17 protein-coding genes are annotated in these 17,268 nt (G+C 35.7%); 10 read left to right on the top strand and 7 right to left on the bottom strand.

Annotated elements, in window-relative coordinates:
- Nucleotides 1-125 precede the first annotated feature (125 nt).
- Both ACN1CN_RS21070 and ACN1CN_RS21065 read left to right on the top strand, forming a co-directional pair.
- Complete coding sequence (locus tag ACN1CN_RS21070; RefSeq protein WP_419137416.1) at nucleotides 126-2,024, top strand: hypothetical protein; 1,899 nt, start codon at nucleotides 126-128, stop codon at nucleotides 2,022-2,024.
- 208 nt (nucleotides 2,025-2,232) lie between these two features.
- Entirely contained in the window at nucleotides 2,233-2,628 is a 396-nt protein-coding gene (locus tag ACN1CN_RS21065; RefSeq protein WP_419137414.1) for a hypothetical protein, read from the top strand.
- A gap of 364 nt (nucleotides 2,629-2,992) precedes the next feature.
- Here ACN1CN_RS21065 and ACN1CN_RS21060 read toward each other — a convergent pair whose 3' ends face one another.
- Both ACN1CN_RS21060 and ACN1CN_RS21055 read right to left on the bottom strand, forming a co-directional pair.
- Nucleotides 2,993-4,537: a ribonuclease E/G gene (locus ACN1CN_RS21060; protein WP_202702537.1), complete on the bottom strand. Its 1,545-nt coding sequence runs from the start codon at nucleotides 4,535-4,537 to the stop codon at nucleotides 2,993-2,995.
- A 423-nt stretch (nucleotides 4,538-4,960) separates the two neighbouring features.
- A complete protein-coding gene (locus tag ACN1CN_RS21055; RefSeq protein WP_007805026.1) occupies nucleotides 4,961-5,251 on the bottom strand; it encodes an HU family DNA-binding protein in 291 nt (96 codons plus the stop codon).
- A 140-nt stretch (nucleotides 5,252-5,391) separates the two neighbouring features.
- Between ACN1CN_RS21055 and mutY the strand changes: the two genes are divergently transcribed.
- Genes mutY through gldD form a run of 4 tightly spaced genes read left to right on the top strand, consistent with a single transcriptional unit; the run spans nucleotide 5,392 to nucleotide 8,799 of the window.
- On the top strand, nucleotides 5,392-6,438 hold the full coding sequence (gene mutY, locus ACN1CN_RS21050; protein WP_419137411.1) for an A/G-specific adenine glycosylase: 1,047 nt from the start codon (nucleotides 5,392-5,394) through the stop codon (nucleotides 6,436-6,438).
- Nucleotides 6,439-6,476: 38 nt separating this feature from the next.
- On the top strand, nucleotides 6,477-6,917 hold the full coding sequence (locus tag ACN1CN_RS21045) for a single-stranded DNA-binding protein (protein WP_264526227.1): 441 nt from the start codon (nucleotides 6,477-6,479) through the stop codon (nucleotides 6,915-6,917).
- A gap of 23 nt (nucleotides 6,918-6,940) precedes the next feature.
- Nucleotides 6,941-8,236: a gliding motility-associated protein GldE gene (locus ACN1CN_RS21040; protein ID WP_264526228.1), complete on the top strand. Its 1,296-nt coding sequence runs from the start codon at nucleotides 6,941-6,943 to the stop codon at nucleotides 8,234-8,236.
- A gap of 2 nt (nucleotides 8,237-8,238) precedes the next feature.
- On the top strand, nucleotides 8,239-8,799 hold the full coding sequence (gene gldD / locus ACN1CN_RS21035) for a gliding motility lipoprotein GldD (protein WP_263362619.1): 561 nt from the start codon (nucleotides 8,239-8,241) through the stop codon (nucleotides 8,797-8,799).
- Between the two features lie 114 nt (nucleotides 8,800-8,913).
- Here the strand turns inward: gldD and ACN1CN_RS21030 are convergent, their stop codons facing one another.
- The 3 genes from ACN1CN_RS21030 to ACN1CN_RS21020 all read right to left on the bottom strand — a co-directional run bounded on the left by ACN1CN_RS21030 (nucleotide 8,914) and on the right by ACN1CN_RS21020 (nucleotide 9,866).
- Nucleotides 8,914-9,096: a hypothetical protein gene (locus ACN1CN_RS21030; protein ID WP_419137410.1), complete on the bottom strand. Its 183-nt coding sequence runs from the start codon at nucleotides 9,094-9,096 to the stop codon at nucleotides 8,914-8,916.
- 57 nt (nucleotides 9,097-9,153) lie between these two features.
- Nucleotides 9,154-9,375: a VOC family protein gene (locus tag ACN1CN_RS21025; RefSeq protein WP_419137408.1), complete on the bottom strand. Its 222-nt coding sequence runs from the start codon at nucleotides 9,373-9,375 to the stop codon at nucleotides 9,154-9,156.
- 116 nt (nucleotides 9,376-9,491) lie between these two features.
- Nucleotides 9,492-9,866 (bottom strand): heavy-metal-associated domain-containing protein, encoded by a 375-nt coding sequence (locus ACN1CN_RS21020; protein WP_419137406.1) that lies wholly within the window; start codon nucleotides 9,864-9,866, stop codon nucleotides 9,492-9,494.
- Nucleotides 9,867-9,967: 101 nt separating this feature from the next.
- On the opposite strand from ACN1CN_RS21020, the gene ACN1CN_RS21015 reads away from it, so the two are divergent.
- The gene (locus tag ACN1CN_RS21015; protein WP_419137404.1) at nucleotides 9,968-10,834 is read left to right on the top strand and encodes a DMT family transporter; all 867 of its coding nucleotides are present in this window, start codon (nucleotides 9,968-9,970) and stop codon (nucleotides 10,832-10,834) included.
- A 536-nt stretch (nucleotides 10,835-11,370) separates the two neighbouring features.
- On the opposite strand, the gene ACN1CN_RS21010 is transcribed toward ACN1CN_RS21015, so the two are convergent.
- Complete coding sequence (locus ACN1CN_RS21010; RefSeq protein ID WP_419137402.1) at nucleotides 11,371-13,419, bottom strand: M16 family metallopeptidase; 2,049 nt, start codon at nucleotides 13,417-13,419, stop codon at nucleotides 11,371-11,373.
- An 11-nt stretch (nucleotides 13,420-13,430) separates the two neighbouring features.
- The gene (locus ACN1CN_RS21005; protein ID WP_419137400.1) at nucleotides 13,431-14,753 is read right to left on the bottom strand and encodes a M16 family metallopeptidase; all 1,323 of its coding nucleotides are present in this window, start codon (nucleotides 14,751-14,753) and stop codon (nucleotides 13,431-13,433) included.
- A gap of 272 nt (nucleotides 14,754-15,025) precedes the next feature.
- Between ACN1CN_RS21005 and rplU the strand changes: the two genes are divergently transcribed.
- The 3 genes from rplU (at nucleotide 15,026) to ACN1CN_RS20990 (ending at nucleotide 17,146) form a co-directional block, all read left to right on the top strand.
- Complete coding sequence (gene rplU, locus ACN1CN_RS21000; protein ID WP_068844917.1) at nucleotides 15,026-15,463, top strand: 50S ribosomal protein L21; 438 nt, start codon at nucleotides 15,026-15,028, stop codon at nucleotides 15,461-15,463.
- Nucleotides 15,464-15,487: 24 nt separating this feature from the next.
- The gene (gene rpmA, locus ACN1CN_RS20995; RefSeq protein ID WP_017497241.1) at nucleotides 15,488-15,748 is read left to right on the top strand and encodes a 50S ribosomal protein L27; all 261 of its coding nucleotides are present in this window, start codon (nucleotides 15,488-15,490) and stop codon (nucleotides 15,746-15,748) included.
- Nucleotides 15,749-15,856: 108 nt separating this feature from the next.
- The gene (locus ACN1CN_RS20990; RefSeq protein ID WP_419137397.1) at nucleotides 15,857-17,146 is read left to right on the top strand and encodes a hypothetical protein; all 1,290 of its coding nucleotides are present in this window, start codon (nucleotides 15,857-15,859) and stop codon (nucleotides 17,144-17,146) included.
- Nucleotides 17,147-17,268 lie beyond the last annotated feature (122 nt).

Here is a 17,268-nt window from a genome sequence, read left to right as displayed (position 1 = left end):
TTAATCGTTAATTAACCACAAAACCTGGTGGTCAATTTGCTCCGGAATCAGGTGGTCAGTTTGCTCCGGAACGGGTGGTCAATTTACTCCGGAATTAGGTGGTCAAATTGACCGGTTTTTCCAATATGGCACTTAAAGAAAATATTAAACAATGGTTCAAGACAGGTTTAAAACCAACTGAATCACAATTTTGGTCGTTTTTTGATTCAATTTGGTTTAAAGACGAAAAGATTCCGGCTGAAAAAATTGAGAACTTACAGGAGATTTTGAATGACAAAGCTGATTTAGAGTTTGTTCAAAATAGTTTAGTTACTGCAAAAGACAGATCTTCGCATACTGGCACACAATTAAGTAGTACAATCTCTAATTTCATAGAGAGTGTAAACGCTTTATTAGCCACATTTAAAACAGCAAATTACCTCGATGCTACCAGTAGCATTCAAGGGCAAATTAATGCGATTAAGAGCTTACTATCTTCAGATGACGTTAATTTAGATCAGTTACAGGAAATAGTTAATTACATCAAATCAATACAGACCAATCTTGATACTTTATTAGTAAATGATTTGGTTTCGGGTGGTACATTGAAAGCTTTGACTGCTGAAATGGGGAAAGTAATAAACAATCGTTTGCTCGATTTGGAGGCACGACCTATTCCTGAAGGTTTTTTTTGTACAACCCAAATTGCAAGCTCCAAGCTGCTATATTATTCGGATCAATTTAGAGAAATTGATTTGCAACCAGTTCTTCCATCAACTACAATTGTAAATACAAATGAGATCGTAAGAAACGGTGATGATTTGTTTATTGTTGGAAATTACTCGTCGGATGGTAGTTTAACAACTTTTATAATGCGCTTGGTTAACTGTAAGCTAAGAGACAATATTTTAACATGGGAGAAATCACATGGAATTGAATTGTCTGGACAAATACACAGCTTAATTTTTCATAATGGATTTCTGTACACTGCAACAATCACAACTCTAACTAAGATAACAAAAATCAATCCTTACGATTTTTCAGATGTGCGAGTTCTCACATTACCTGATACAGCGGAGTTTAATGGTGTAACCGTTGATATGGTTGGATACAAAGATAAAATTTACATTTTAGCGACGACGGCATATTATCAACCGTCCAAGTTTATTGAAATATCTGATGACTTAACACGTTATCGCCAGGTCTTTTCTCAAACAAGCAGCACAAGTTATAGAACCGCTCCTGGCATGCCTTTTCTCATTTACAATGATGAATTGTACATACCGTTTTTTGTTAATGGAACTACAATATCGATCAGAGTGTATGATTTACAAGGCAACGTTAAGAGAGAACGTACTGGTGTTACTATTACTACAATAGTCTCAGGTGGCACGTTTGCTGTACCTCATTGGATGGGAATTTTTAACAACAAATTATTGATAACAACTTTGTATGGTAAATCATTAGTCAGGTTAGATTGCCAAACTTTGGCAACAGAAGATAGTACAGGGATTCAAACAGCTGTAAGCGATGATAACACAATCACAGCAGATGGTTATATTTATCTGAATGGCGAAAAAAATCCTGCAGATCCGACAGCACCGGTTCAGTTGTTAAAAGTTAAGTATAACAATTTCACTGACAAAACAATCTTACTTGCGGATTCAGCATTTAACAATGGTAATGGATCATATGGCTCAATTAACAATATTACGGACAAATTAAGTTTGAATTTGAATGCGAAAAAGAACAATTACTTAACCAAAACGGCTGACTATACCATTGTGTTAAGTGATTTTCCAAACAACAACTGTTTGTTGATTTTTGCAGATGCAACAGCCGCTCCGGTTACAATCACGCTACCTACAGCTTTTAGCAGCAATGGTTATGAAGTGACAGTTCTAAAAACTGACGCATCTGCAAATAGTGTTAGTGTGAAAGGAAATGGAAGTCAATTAATAAATGCGTCTAACACGCAGGTTTTAGCTGCTCAATACGATAAAATCAATATAAAATCAAATGGAGTTCAGAACTTTATAATATAAAAAAAAGAAATTCTTTTGTAATGGATTGAAACAAAAACACCAATGAGTAACCCATTCACTGTGCATACACTGAAACAATGAATGCAACTGTTAATTACCAAACAAGTTATACTGATATTATGATCTACAGAGTATAAATTTGATACAATTCGGAACAGTTGCATGTTTTATTTCAAATTAATTTTGTGAATCTAAAATATTTGAAATTATGACACCAACAGAAGAGATAACGATAGATGCTCACATTCTAAAATCAAAGGAAAGCGCTTACATAACTTTGTGGAGTGTTTTAAATAAAGATAAAGCATACTATAACAAATCAATGAAAGATTTGTTAAGAGACGGTTATTTGCATTGCTCATTTACATCAGCAGATGATATTGTGGGTCTTACAAGGATATTGAATCATATTGGCTTGACGTTTGAGTTCGTACCAAGAGGCATTGAATTGAAGGAAAAAGCCAAACAATACTACAGAGATACTAAAATGTACCACAAAGCGCCAATAGTAACGTTTGATTCTGAAAAAAAGTACAGTCGAGTTGGGAAGGATGAGCCTGAAGAGAATAAACTTGGATGGTGTGACAGAAAATTTAAAAAGTAATTAAACGCTATTTAAAAGCCACTACAAATATGTAGTGGCTTTCTTTTTTTATGCTCAAATAATTTTATTCAGTATATTTTTTTGATACTTTTGGCTCTGTAAAACCGCACTTTTGGTTTTTCCGATTATACTTTCTCACATGCTTTTGTCATTTCGACCGAAGAGAGAAATCACACGCGAAACTCTACAAAGATTGGCGATTTTAGGGACGGAATTTCTTCTGTGATTTCTCCCTTCGGTCGAAATGACAGAAAAAACTTTTTATTAATTCGTGAATTGCTTCGCCTGTTCGCTATCGCTCGAGTCGTGGCGAAAAAAAAAGGCATAAAAAAACCGCCAGTCTTTCGAAAGGCGGTTTTGATTTTTATTCTGAAATAACATTTCCTTTTTTATCATAGAAATGGTATTCTAAGTACGTGTAAGCGTCACGAGGTATGATTTTCACCCATTTCTTATGTTCAAAAAACCATTTTGAACGTAATGATGGAAAACCTTTACTGAGGTATGCAGCCACAAACGGATGTACGTTAAGCACAACACTTTTGTGGGTTTTTAGAATTCTATCTAAATCAGATGAGATTTTATCAATGATTAAAATTGGCGCTTCAATTTCGCCATGTTCATTGTTTGGATCTTCTTCTCTGGTTTTAATATTAACTTCTGGTCTTACGCGTTGTCTGGTAATCTGAACTAAACCAAATTTACTAGGCGGTAAGATTTTATGCTTTGCTTTATCGTCGCTCATTTCTTCTCGCAAGAAGTCGAACAAAACCTTCCTGTTTTCAGGATTAGACATATCGATAAAATCAACTACGATTATTCCACCCATATCACGCAAACGAAGTTGTCTGGCAATTTCGGCAGCGGCAATCATATTCACTTCCATGGCAGTGTCTTCCTGGTTGGTTGCTTTATTCGAACGATTTCCACTATTTACGTCAATAACGTGAAGAGCTTCAGTATGTTCGATGATAAGATAAGCACCTTTACTCATGGAGACGGTTCTTCCAAATGAAGTTTTGATTTGTCTCTCTATATTGTATTTCTCAAAAATTGGAGTGTCATTTGATTGATAAAACTTAACAATCGATTGTTTTGAAGGTGCAATTTCTTGCAGATATTCCTTCGTTTGATGGTACAACTCTTCGTCATCTATTTGAATACCGCTAAAGGTATCATTGAATACATCTCTTAATATTGAAGAAGCTCTGTTGAGCTCTCCTAATACTTTTGAGGGATGATGAGCAGTTGGTAATTTTTTACACATTGCAGTCCATCTGCCAAGCAGGTTCTGCAAATCTTTTTCTAATTCGGCTACGTTTTTGCCTTCGGCTACTGTGCGAACAATAACACCAAATCCTTTAGGTTTGATCGATAGAACAAGTTTTTTTAGACGATCCTTTTCCTTTTTGTCTTCTATTTTTTGAGAAATAGAAACACGGTCAGAAAACGGAACGAGAACAATAAATCTTCCAGCCAATGAAAGCTCAGCGCTTATTCTTGGACCTTTGGTCGATATAGGTTCTTTTACAACTTGAACTAAAACAGATTGATTGGCACTTAAAATATCAGTAATGATGCCATCTTTGTCAATCTCTTTTTCAAACTGAAAGGTTTTTAGGGAGAAATCTTTTATTTTACCTGCGCTTACAAGTTTTATGAATTTCAGTTGAGAAGCTAAGTTAGGTCCTAAATCATGATAATGTAAAAAAGCATCTTTTTCGAAGCCTACATTTACAAAAGCAGCATTAAGTCCGGCAACTGGTTTTCGTATTTTGGCAATAAAAATATCACCAACCTGAAAATTGCTTTTCTCTTCTTCTTTGTGTAATTCAATTAGTTTTCCATCTTTTAATAAGGCAAAATCTACGGCTTCAGAACTAGATCTAATGATTAATTCTTTATTCACACTGTAAATTTTTATCTGTTTTTTCAGAAAATAGAAGAAAGAGGAAAGGCTAGAGATTTTTAACAAAATCTAAAGTCTAAAATCTAAAGTCTAAAATCTTATTTACAGATGGATTAAACAATATTTTTAACAGGTATTGAACCCGGGAGGGAAAGTTTAAATTTCAATTTTCTAAACTCCAAATTCCAATTGAAAGAAATATTGATTTCTTAAATTTTGGAGTTTGGATTTTATTTTTTGGAATTTTTGAAGTTTCCCAAATTTCAATGAACGTTTAAAAAGAAAAAAGTAGTTTAAAACTACTTTTTCTTCTTGTGACGGTTAGCTCTCGCTCTTTTTTTACGTTTGTGAGTAGCTACCTTATGTCTCTTTCTTTTTTTACCACTTGGCATATCGTGTCGATTTTATAATTAATTAATAGTATTATTTTGCTTCGTTATTTGTTTTTACTCCTTCTACAAAAACTTTTGCAGGTTTAAACGCAGGAATGTTGTGTGCTGGAATCTTGATAGTGGTATTCTTAGAAATGTTTCTACCAGTCTTTTCAGCTCTGGTTTTTACGATAAAACTTCCAAAACCTCTTAGGTAAACATTGTCTCCAGTTTCTAGTGAAGTTTTAACTTCTTCCATAAAAGTTTCTACTGTTGCTTGAACATCTCCTTTTTCAAGACCTAGTTTCTCTGAAATTTTCGCTACGATATCTGCTTTCGTCATTTTCTTTCCTATTTTATTTTATAAATGGTGTACTATTTTTTTGAGTTTGCAAATATAGGAATTAAAAAAATAATTAATCAAGCTAAATCGTTAAATTTTAATTACATAAACATTTACTTTTGTATTCTAAGTATTTTGCAATGAATTTTTCTAACATATTGATAAAATGGTATTTACAAAACAAACGTGATTTGCCATGGCGAAAAACGACCAATCCATACCATATTTGGCTCTCAGAAATTATGTTGCAACAGACGCGAGTTGCGCAGGGAACGCCGTATTTTTTTGCATTTACGAAGGAATTTCCTACTGTATTTGATTTAGCAAATGCTTCAGAAGAACAGGTTTTGAAACTTTGGCAGGGATTAGGGTATTATTCCCGTGCCCGAAATTTGCATAAAACGGCTCAATATGTCGCAAATGAGCTGAATGGAATTTTTCCTCCTAATTATAAAGAACTTTTAAAATTAAAAGGTGTCGGTGAATATACAGCGGCTGCAATTGCTTCTTTTTCTTATAATGAAGCTGTTCCTGTTGTTGACGGAAATGTATTTAGAGTACTTTCCCGTTATTTTGATATCGAATCGGATATTGCTTCCCCTGCTACTAAAAAAGAATTTACAGAACTGGCCTACGAATTAATGCCAAAAGACAATCCAGCTATTTTCAATCAGGCGATAATGGAGTTTGGTGCTTTGCAGTGTGTGCCTAAAAGTCCAGATTGTACTGCCTGTGACTTTAATGATAGCTGTGCGGCATTACAAAAGAAAAAGGTCGCTGTTTTGCCGGTGAAGTCTAAGAAAGTTAAAGTAACCAATCGCTTCTTTAATTATCTGATTTTGGAAGACGTTTTAGGAAATACTTTAATTCAGAAAAGAACAGCAAAAGGAATCTGGCATAACTTATATGAGTTTCCCCTTTTTGAAACCACTGAAATTGTAGATTTCGATGTAGTTTCAAAAGCGGTTAAAGACAGTGTTTTTTCGTCGTATACAATTATAGGTATAGAAGATTACGCAGAGAGCACTGTTGTTCATAAACTTTCGCACCAACATTTGCACATACAGTTCTGGAAGGTTAGAATAGAGGGGGTGATTGAAAATGGATTGAATACCAGTGATTTAAAGAGTTTTCCTTTTCCAATTGTGATTTACAATTTTATCGAAAAGCAGGAAATAATTTGCTAAAAAAAATGTATCTTTGGGTTAAATACCACTAATAAATTATGAACGGAACATTAAACAAAGTGATGTTAATTGGCCATCTGGGCGATGATGTAAAAATGCATTATTTTGATGGAGGAAATTGCATTGGGCGTTTTCAGTTGGCTACAAATGAGGTTTATATCAATAAAACGACCAATGAAAAAATAACTTCAACAGAATGGCACAACCTGGTTGTACGAAACAAAGCGGCCGAAATTTGCGAGAAATACTTATCAAAAGGAGATAAGATCTATATTGAAGGACGTATCAAATCACGTCAATGGCAAGCAGAAGACGGTACTACAAAATATACGACAGAAATTCAGGTTACGGAGTTTACTTTCTTGACTACCAAAAAAGAAACCGGAAATCATAAACCCAATCAGGATACAGAACCGGCAAAAAACACTAACTTTGACGCGACTAACGAAGGCTTACCTATTAATGATTTGCCTTTTTGATTGTTTAACTAATCTTTTTTAATTTGGACCCGGAGCCCAGTTTGTTTTTTAATACGATACTAGACATCAATTTGATAATTGGTTTTGTCGGAATATTTATTTTGCTGTTTTTATCGGCAATAGTTTCAGGTGCCGAAGTGGCACTTTTCTCTTTGTCTCAAAAAGACATTGACGATGCATTACAGGAGAACCATTCCAAAGGAAAAATTATTTCCAGCCTTTTAGATAAACCCAAGAAACTTCTGGCAACCTTATTAGTAGCCAATAACTTTTTTAATATTGGAGTTGTTATCCTGTTCTCTTATACAGGACAGAGTATTTTTGCGAATATAGATTCGCCAATCCTTAAGTTTATTCTCGAAATAATACTGGTTACTTCCCTGATTTTACTATTTGGAGAAATACTTCCTAAAGTTTATGCGAGCCGCAACAATGTGAAATTTGCAAAACGTATGGCTTACCCCTTGCTAGTTTTGGATAAATTACTGTCGCCAATCAGTTTGCCTATGCGTAGTGTTACGTTATATTTGCACAATAAATTGGGAAAACAGAAAAATAATTTCTCTATAAATCAGCTTTCACAAGCCTTGGAATTGACAGATTCTGAAGGCACATCAAGCGAAGAGCAAAAAATACTGGAAGGTATAGTGTCTTTTGGGAATACCGATACCAAGCAGGTAATGAGTCCCCGAATTGATATTTTTGCGCTCGAGATGTCCGAATCGTTTGCGGGGATTTGCCCAAAAATAATTGAAAAAGGATTTTCGAGAATTCCGGTATATCGTGACAATATTGATCAGATAGAAGGCGTTTTGTTTGTGAAAGATTTACTGCCTCATATTGATAAGGAAGAATTTGACTGGACATCGTTGATCAGAGAAGCTTTTTTTGTTCCGGAGAATAAGAAACTGGATAATTTGCTCAAAGATTTTCAGAGCCTTAAAAGTCATTTGGCGATTGTAGTCGATGAATACGGAGGAACATCAGGATTGGTTTCGCTAGAAGATGTTATCGAAGAGATTGTGGGGGATATTAGTGACGAGTTTGACGATGAGAACCTCAATTTTTCGCAGATTGATGAAAAGAATTTCCTGTTTGAAGGAAAAATAAATCTTAAGGATTTTTACAGAATCGTAGACGTTAATGAAGAAATCTTTGAATCCCGTAAAGGAGAAGCTGAGACATTGGCAGGGTTTATTTTAGAAATTCTGGGTAACTTCCCTAAAAAAGATCAAAAAATAGCGTTTGAAAACTGCGTTTTTACAATAGAAACGGTGGATAAAAAACGTGTAAAACAAATAAAAGTAACAATAGATTAAGAATGCTAAAAAAGACAATTTCGATAGCAACAATTTTACTGGCATTGACGGTTGTAAGCTGTAAAGATGATGTGGTGCCAAAGCCGGCAAGTTTTCTTCGTTTGGATTATCCTGAAGCAAAATATGTAGGTTTTGAAAACAATTGCCCGTTTACTTTTGAAATGAATGAAGGAGCTGTAATTAAAGGAGAGAAAAACTGCGGATTTGCGATTACTTATCCAAAGATGAAAGCTACCATTTATCTGACTTACAAACCAGTTCATGGTGATATTGAGAAACTGCTGAAAGATGCCCAGAAGCTAACCTATGAGCACGTTATCAAGGCCGATGATATCTTAGAACAACCGTATTTAAACCCCGAAAAAAAGGTTTACGGCATGTTTTATCGCGTAGATGGAAATGCTGCTACAAACTCACAATTTTACGTGACCGACAGTACAAAACATTTTATCACAGGCTCGGTTTATTTTTATGCCAAACCTAATTTTGATTCGGTTATGCCGGCTGCGAGTTACATCAGAAATGATATGCAACGATTGATGGAAACATTAAAATGGAAATAAAAGTCCGTACTTAATTTTATACTGCCCCCAAAAAAGTGAAATACTGTTTGGGGGTATTTTATTTAAAAGTTTTTTGGTTTAGTATCAGAGTGCTAGGCTTTTGTTATTTGCGCCTCAGGAAGCTGAAAAAGCCTCATTCATAAACTGTTGAAGTCCTGCTTCTTCAAGGATTTCAATCGAGAATTCGCCAAAACGTTTCGGAAGCCAGATGATTTTAACGCCGCTTGGAGAGTTGAGGCTTTCTCGTGACAGGGCATTTCCGTTTTCGTCCTCTGGCTGCACGCCTGAATGGATCAATTCGTCAAAAGCAATTTCGATGTCGGGAGTAGAATAACAATGACGATAGATTGTTCCTTAACCCTTTGTGTCTATTAGATTTTTTAGATTTCCGGAAAAAGGTTGCACCAGCATAAATCGTTCCTCGCCAATTTTTACAACAGCATAGGTAACATGTAATTCGTCTCTTTCCCAGGTGAATTTTTTTGAGATTTGCGCTCCGAGGATTTTTGCATAATAGTCGCAGGCCGCTTGCAGATCGTTAACTAAGATGTCTATGTGGCTAAATTTAAGTTCCATTGTTTTTTAGGGCTGTATTGAAAAGGATTCATAAAAAAAACAGTAGCAAGCCTGAGTTTACTACTGTTTAAAGATTTATTTTTTGTCAATTCTTTTAGAACTGAATAATCGCCTGATTACGATTTGATATCTAAAACTTTATACGTTTTGCCGTCTCCGGTTGCCTGAACTGTTTTGGTTAAATTTTCCTGGTTTTGAACTGTTTTGTCAAATACCACAGTGGCTGTTTTTTTCTCAAAATCAACGGTTGCTTTTTCTACACCGTCCAGATTCGATAATTCTTTTTCGATCGTTTTAGCACATCCCATTGCACAAGTCATCCCTTCGATTTTGAAACTAGAAGTCTGTACATTTTCAGCAGCAATAGCTTTGTGCTCTTTAGGAGCTGTGTTCTCCGATTTTATGTTGGCCAGATTTTTATCTTCTTTTTTGCAGCTTACCATTACTAAACCTGCGATGGCGATAGTAGCGATGATTTTTGTGAATTTCATATTATAAGATTTTAATTTGCGAATAATGTTCTTTGCAAAATTAGTAAAAAGGAAGAGGTCAATTCGTAAAATTATTACAAATTTGCAGTAAAATACGATTTATGGAGGCAAAACAATTAAAGTGGGCTTATTTATTGGTACTCTCGCTGATCTGGGGAAGTTCGTTTATCCTCATCAAAAGAGGTTTGGTAGGATTGACAGCGGTTCAGGTGGGTTCGTTCCGAATTATATTTGCAGCTTTGTTTTTGCTGATTGTGGGTTTCAGAAGTTTAAAGAAAATTTCGCGTCGCCAATGGAAATTTGTCGCCATTACTTCTTTCTTTGGAACCTTTATACCAGCCTTTCTTTTTGCGATTGCTGAAACGGAAGTTGACAGTTCAATCGTGGCCATTATGAATTCGCTCACGCCTTTGAATACATTGGTTCTGGGGGTGCTTATTTTTGGAATCCAATTTCAAAAAAGACAGGTTTTGGGTGTTTTTGTGGGGTTAGTTGGGTGTTTGCTGCTGGTTTTAAGCGGGGCATCTTCGCATCCTGGGCAAAATTATTATTATGTTATTCTGGTCGTTATTGCGACGCTTAGTTATGCGATAAATGTCAATTTGATTAAAAAATACTTGTCCGATTTAAATTCACTGAGCATCACCACAGGAAATTTCGCAGTATTACTGGTTCCGGCTTTACTAATTTTAAGCACAACCGATTTTTCTCAAAGAATAAGCCTTGAAGTAACACAGCATTCTATTTTGTTTGTCATGATTTTGGGGGTTCTGGGCACCGGAATCGCCAATATTTTGTTTTTTAAATTAATACAAATGTCATCGCCGGTGTTTGCAACGTCGGTAACGTACTTAATTCCAATCGTGGCATTTTTCTGGGGACTTCTGGACAATGAAATGCTTACGCCAATTCAGTTTTTTGGTGCTTTTATTATTCTTATCGGAGTTTATTTATCGGCTAAAAAGTAGGTGTTGTTTGTGAGATGTTTTCTGTGAAATGTGAGATGTGAAATGTGGGTTGTGAAATGTTCTTTGTGGATTGACAGCCTTTCTTTGTTTGTGATGAAAACGATTGTCACCCTGAGCGAAGTTGAAGGGAGCAATTGGAGCGGGGGCTTCGACTTCGCTCAGCCTGACAAAGGCTTGTCGCAAACTTGTCGCAAAGGTTTGTCGCAAAGGTTTGTCACAAAGGTTTGTCACAACGGTTTGTCGCAAACTTGTCATTTCGACCGTAGGGAGAAATCTTCGCAAGTAGCTCCGTAAAGAGTTTATTTATCAGCTGAAAAGTAGGTGTTATTTGTAGATTTATAGCCAGACAACGGGTTTATTGCAAACTTGTCATTTCGACCGAAGGGAGAAATCACAATAGAAATTCCGTATGGAGTATTGTCAACTATTGTCAATAAAAAAAGCTTTGCCAAAGTGTTGAACTTTAACAAAGCTTTTAAAATCTTATTATCTCAGAACCTTAGTGTCTTAGCACCTTAGTACCTTAGCCTCTCAGATTAAAGAAAATCTGCTTCTGAAACTCCTTCGTTAATTTTGATATCAGACATTTTGATGTCTAATTCAAAACCTACATTCTGAACGATGTTAAAAGGAACTTTTACCCCTTTTACGTCTTTATAGTCGTTGAAGTTTGTGATTTGTGTAGTTGCTTTTCCACCTTGCTCACGATCTTTTGATTCGGCAAGTTTAAGGCCTGAATTAACATCGTAGAAATAAGTTGTTTTACCTTCTTTAATGGCATAAGCATCTTTACCGTTGATAGGCTCGATACGGTCTACTTTTAAGTCGGCTCTTTTTGCAAGCAGAAGTTCTTCAAAAGGTGCAGCACTTGCTTTCATTTCAGCAAGATCGGCTCCTTCAAGGTTTTTGCGTTGTCCTTGTTGTTCGATATAAGCGCCTTTGTCGTTTACCACCTGTTTCATTAAATTCATCGTTCCCATAGCCAGAGAAACCATCATTTTTCCTTTTGAATCTAATTTAGAAGTAAATGTTAATGGAGTAGGAGCTTGCGGAACAGTTGTAGATCCTGTCATTGAAAGTGTTTTAACAGCGGCTACTGCTTTTTCTCCTCCAATTGCTTTAAGGTAGTTTTCGAAAACTGTTTTAGCAGTAATTCCGGCTGGAACTTCTTTTTTGGTTACTGGTTTTTCAACAGGATTTCCGTATTTATCGAAATAGAAAATCGGAATTTGAAGTTTCTCTAAACCTGTAATCACGTCAGCTCCTTTTCCGGCAATCACAATTCGCATATTGTCCAGTAAGAAGTATTTGTTGGCAACGCGGTAAATATCGTCAGCGGTTACATTGTTTATAGTTTGAATGTATTTTTCGTAGAAATCAGCTGGAAGTTTTTCTGTTTCAATGTTTAAGGCATATTGTGCAACGGTTTGCGGTTTTTCAATCTGCATTACAAAACGTCCGATATATCCGGCTTTTACATTTTTCAGAATGTCCTCAGAAACTTTCTCTGTTCTGATTCTTTTAATTTCTTTAATAAATTGAACTACTGCACTATCTGTTACAGTGTTTCTTACGGCCGAAGAGGCTCTGAATTTGGTTACATACTTTCCGCTTCCAATGCTCGAGCGTGCACCGTAGGTCCAGGCATGTTTCTCGCGTAAATTCATGTTTAGGTAACTGTTGAAATCACCTCCTAAAATTTGATTTGCGATTACAGCAGGAAAGAAATCAGGATCGCTCATTTTTAAATTCACGGTATTTACCAATGAAATTTCAGATTGAACTGCATTCGGAACATCAACAAAATCAATTTGAAGTTTAGAAGCGTTCGCCGGAGCAGGGTAAGTGTTTTTTGGAGCGGCTTGTTTTTTCCATCCGTTAAAAAGTTTTTCTACCGCAGCTTTTGTTTCTTTAAATTTAACATCACCTATAATAACCAAATAAGCATTTTCAGGAACAAAGTGAGTAGCATAATTAGACTGAACATCAGTAAGAGTTACGTTTTTTACAGTTTCCTCTGAAAGATATTCTCCTGACGGGTGGTTTTTTCCAAATGCTAAAACGTCAACAACTCTGTTGGCAATTGCCGGAACGCTTTTTTCGTCGGCTTTAAGTCCTTCGATTAATTTTGCTTTTTCCTTATCAAATTCTGCCTGAGTGAAGTTCGGCTGTAATGCGCCTTCGGCTAAAAGTTCTAAAACACGTCCGGAATATTTAGAAAGCGAACTTGCGGAAGCTCCTGAAGAAGAGAAGTTAATGTTTGCTCCGTAAAAATCGATTTCTTCATTGAAAGCTTCTTTGGTTGTTTTCTTTGTTCCGTTGCCAATCAAACTGCTTGTCAGATCATCAACACCCTTTTTGTTTCCTTCTGTAAAAGGAGCATTGTCCAGTGTCAGGTTAAAACTTACTCGGGGTAATTTATGATTTTCAACTACCAAAACCTTCATCCCGTTTGCCAAAACAAAAGTTTGTGGTTTCTTGATGTTGACTACAGGCGAGTTGCCTGGTTTCGGTTGTGGACGGTCTTGTGCTTGCATAATTCCAGTTAGGAATAAAAGGATTAAAAATGTATGTATTTTTTTCATGATTCGATGACTTAGTTTTGAGCTTTAGTTGAAGGAATATAGTCTAAAATTAAACGCTGGTTAGGGTTTAGGTACTTCTTGGCTACTTCTCTGATTTCTTCTCTTGTGATAGAATGATAAAGGTCGATCTCGGTATTGATAAGGTTTACATCTCCGTAAAGCAGGTAGAAAGAAGCGAGGTTTTCTGCAATTCCTTCAACACTTGCATTGGCGTTCACAAAATTATTGTCGAATTTGTTCTGTAATTTTTGATAATCTTTTTCAGAAATCAAATCCGTTTGAATTTTTACAATCTCTTCGTCCATTTCTTTTAAAATGTCGGCTGTCGTGTTAGGAGCCATTGGTAAACCATATAAAATGTACATTCCGTAATCTTCCTGACTAAATCCTACTGCTCCAATCTGAAGTGCCATTTTTTTGTCGTCGACTATTTTCTTGTACAATTTAGAGCTTTTTCCATCACTTAAATAAGAAGAAATCAAGTCTAAAACTCTGGCATCTCTGGTTTTCATAGACGGAGTTCTGTACGAAGCAACTACCATCGGAATTTGAATATTCGGATCTTCGTAAGTGGCTTTGATAGTCTGATTGATTGGTTCTTCGATATAAGTTTGTTTTTTTACCTCTTCGCCTCTCGGAATTGCTGCAAAATACTTCTGAATCCATTCTTTTGTTTTGGCTTTGTCAAAATCACCTGCCACCACTAAAACAGCATTGTTTGGCGTATAGAATTTTTTATTAAAAGCCTGAAATTCTTCAAGAGTTGCAGCATCCAGATCCTTCATAGAACCAATAGTGGTCCAGCGGTACGGGTGTTTTTTAAACATATTTTCTTTTACAACCGGCAGAATGTTTCCGTAAGGCTGATTGTCGTAACGCATTCTTTTCTCTTCCTTAACGACTTCATTTTGGGTATCAACACCAATTTTATTGATCACCGGATGCATTAATCTTTCTGATTCCATCCATAAACCAAGTTCTAAGCTGTTGGAAGGGAAAACTTCGTAGTAATAGGTTCTGTCGTCAGTAGTGTTGGCGTTGTTTACACCTCCATTGGCGGTAACAATCTTCATCCATTCGCCACGGTTGATGTTTTTGGTTCCTTCAAATAACAAATGTTCGAAGAAATGGGCAAAACCCGTTCGGTCCGGACGTTCATCTTTTGATCCTACATGATACATGACTGAGGTGATCACCACCGGAGCCGAGGGATCATTATGCAAAATGACGTGCATACCATTATCTAAATTGTATTCTTCAAAAGCTACCTTTTGAGCATGAGCCACTCCGCCGAGCATTAGTGCCGCACTTAACATAAGTATTGAATTTTTCATAAATTAATAAATTTATATTTACCTAAATAAATAGGTAGTCAAGAGTTGATTATCGTTACACCAAAAATAACTTTTTTTACTTAGCATTTAGGAAAACAAGGGTAAAATGATTCTATTTTAACAGTATTTTACTTCTAAATGGCTTTTTTAGAGCGCAGGAACAGCTTGAAAAACAGTGCTAAAAAGGAAATAAATATTTTTGGAATAAGGGATTGCACAGTAAATTATTAGTTGTATATTTGCAACCTTAAAAATCAATAAATCAATTTGGTATGTATGCAATCGTAGAGATAGCAGGGCAACAATTTAAAGTAAGCAAAGACTTAAAGGTTTATGTTCACCGTTTGGCTAACGAAGAAGGTTCAAAAGTTTCTTTTGACAAAGTTCTTTTATTAGACGATAACGGAAATGTAACTTTAGGCGCCCCAGCTATAGAAGGTGCTTCAGTAGAAGCTAAAGTGTTACAACACTTAAAAGGAGATAAAGTTATCGTTTTCAAAAAGAAAAGAAGAAAAGGATACAAAAAAAGAAATGGTCACAGACAATATCTTACTCAAATTGTAATTGAAGGTATTACTGCAGCAGGAGGAACTAAAAAAGCAGCAGCTAAAAAAGCAGTTGTAGCAGAAGATGCAGCTACTGAAGAAGTAGAAGCTCCAAAAGCGAAAAAAGCAGCTCCAAAAGCAAAAAAAGAAGCTACTAAAGAATAATAACAATATTTAAACTCATACGTCATGGCTCACAAGAAAGGTGTCGGTAGTTCGAAGAATGGTAGAGAATCAGAATCAAAACGTCTAGGCGTTAAGATTTTTGGTGGTCAAGCTGCTATTGCTGGGAACATCATCGTTAGACAAAGAGGTTCAAAACATAATCCAGGTGAAAACGTTTACATCAGTAAAGATCACACACTACACGCAAGAGTAGCTGGAGTTGTTAAGTTCCAAAAGAAAAAAGATAACAAATCTTATGTATCTATCCTTCCATTCGAAGCATAAGCATTAGACTACTTATTACAAAACCCGTTCATCTTTGGTGAACGGGTTTTTTGCTTTATATCCAATACTTATTATTTGTATTTTTGGAAGGATTAATCTATCCAAATTTTGAACAAAATAGTTTTCCTCCTGTTTCTTTTCTGTACAAGCCTGTTTGCAAAAGAAATTCACTCTGCCGAGCAAGTTGCGTCATTGACCGATGCTCAAAAAAAGATTTTATACGAGTTTGCCGTTTTGCAAAAAAGTGGTTCTGATGCTACTGTTTATTGGCAAAAACACAAAAAGCAATTTTCTGGACTAAACGATACGGTAAGAAATCAATTAGCGAACGAAATTTACGTCAACTCTCATATAGTCTATACTCCCGTAAAAAATTCTGCAGTTCAATTATGGATGCAAACACAATCGCTTACCAATTGGATGTTGTATCTCTCGGCATTTATTGCAATATGTTCGATAATAGGTTTGTTGCGCAATTATTGGAATTCATTGATCGGTATCCTGATCAATCAGTTTGCGCCCTTATTCAGACTTTTATTTTCGGCAATTTTATTAACGTACGAATTGTTGTTCGTAGGGGCTGCCTGCGTTGTTTGGGGGTGTTTTATAGAAGAAATGACATTGCGGACGATAGTAATTCATACAGGTTTGTTTTTGTTATGGAGTCAGTCAACAGCAATTTTTACCCGTAAATATTTGGTGCAGAAATATATTTTTGAAATAAAGAATAATTTCTGGGGAAGTGATAAGTGGGAAACTGTAAAAACAATTTGCCTGCCTGCTATCATCGTTACTGTGGCGCTGTTTTATCTCTTGTATAAAGTTCCGGCGGACACGGTGTATCATTATGAAATTGTGATTGCTGCAATGGCGGCTATTTGTGCTTTGCCTTTTTGGCGAATTTTAGAGAAATATATGTACCCAATTCTGATACCTTATAAAGAGAAAGAGACTTATATTGAAAGAAGTGTTTACTCGCTCGCAGCTTGTGTGGTTTTGGCGCTAATCATAGACGGATTACTTATTTGGCAGTATAATGCAATTTTTTCATATGTAATAACCGCTTTGACAAGCTTGCTAATTGTATCGTTTTTGCTGTTGTCGCTTAAGGATAATTACAAACGCAATTATAAGAATTACTATTATTTACAATTTGTGACAACGCTCTTTTTTGCCTCGGTTTTGTTTTATAGTTTTCACATTCATTCTGCCGAGATGATTTGGGTTGCATTAATTGGCGTAAGTACTTTTATTGTGATTAAATATTGGGAAATCCCGACATTTTTCTTTAGTTGGAAAAGAAGCAGCAACTGGACTTGGGGATTTTTAGGCATGGCGGCCTTATTGTGGTTGTTGGCAAAAGGTATTTTATATGTTTCCGGAACATTGTCTGTTTAGTGAAGGACTAATGTAATTCTATAAATCTTGTACGTTAAATCTTTTGTGACAGGTGATTTTAGAAAATGCAAAGCCTTTAGAGATCGCAAAAGAATAGCAATCTCTAACGCGCTTTACAGTAA

The sequence above is a fragment of the Flavobacterium sp. T12S277 genome (assembly GCF_048514875.1).
Classification (GTDB): Bacteria; Bacteroidota; Bacteroidia; order Flavobacteriales; family Flavobacteriaceae; genus Flavobacterium.
This window is presented reverse-complemented; position numbering and strand designations above follow the sequence as displayed.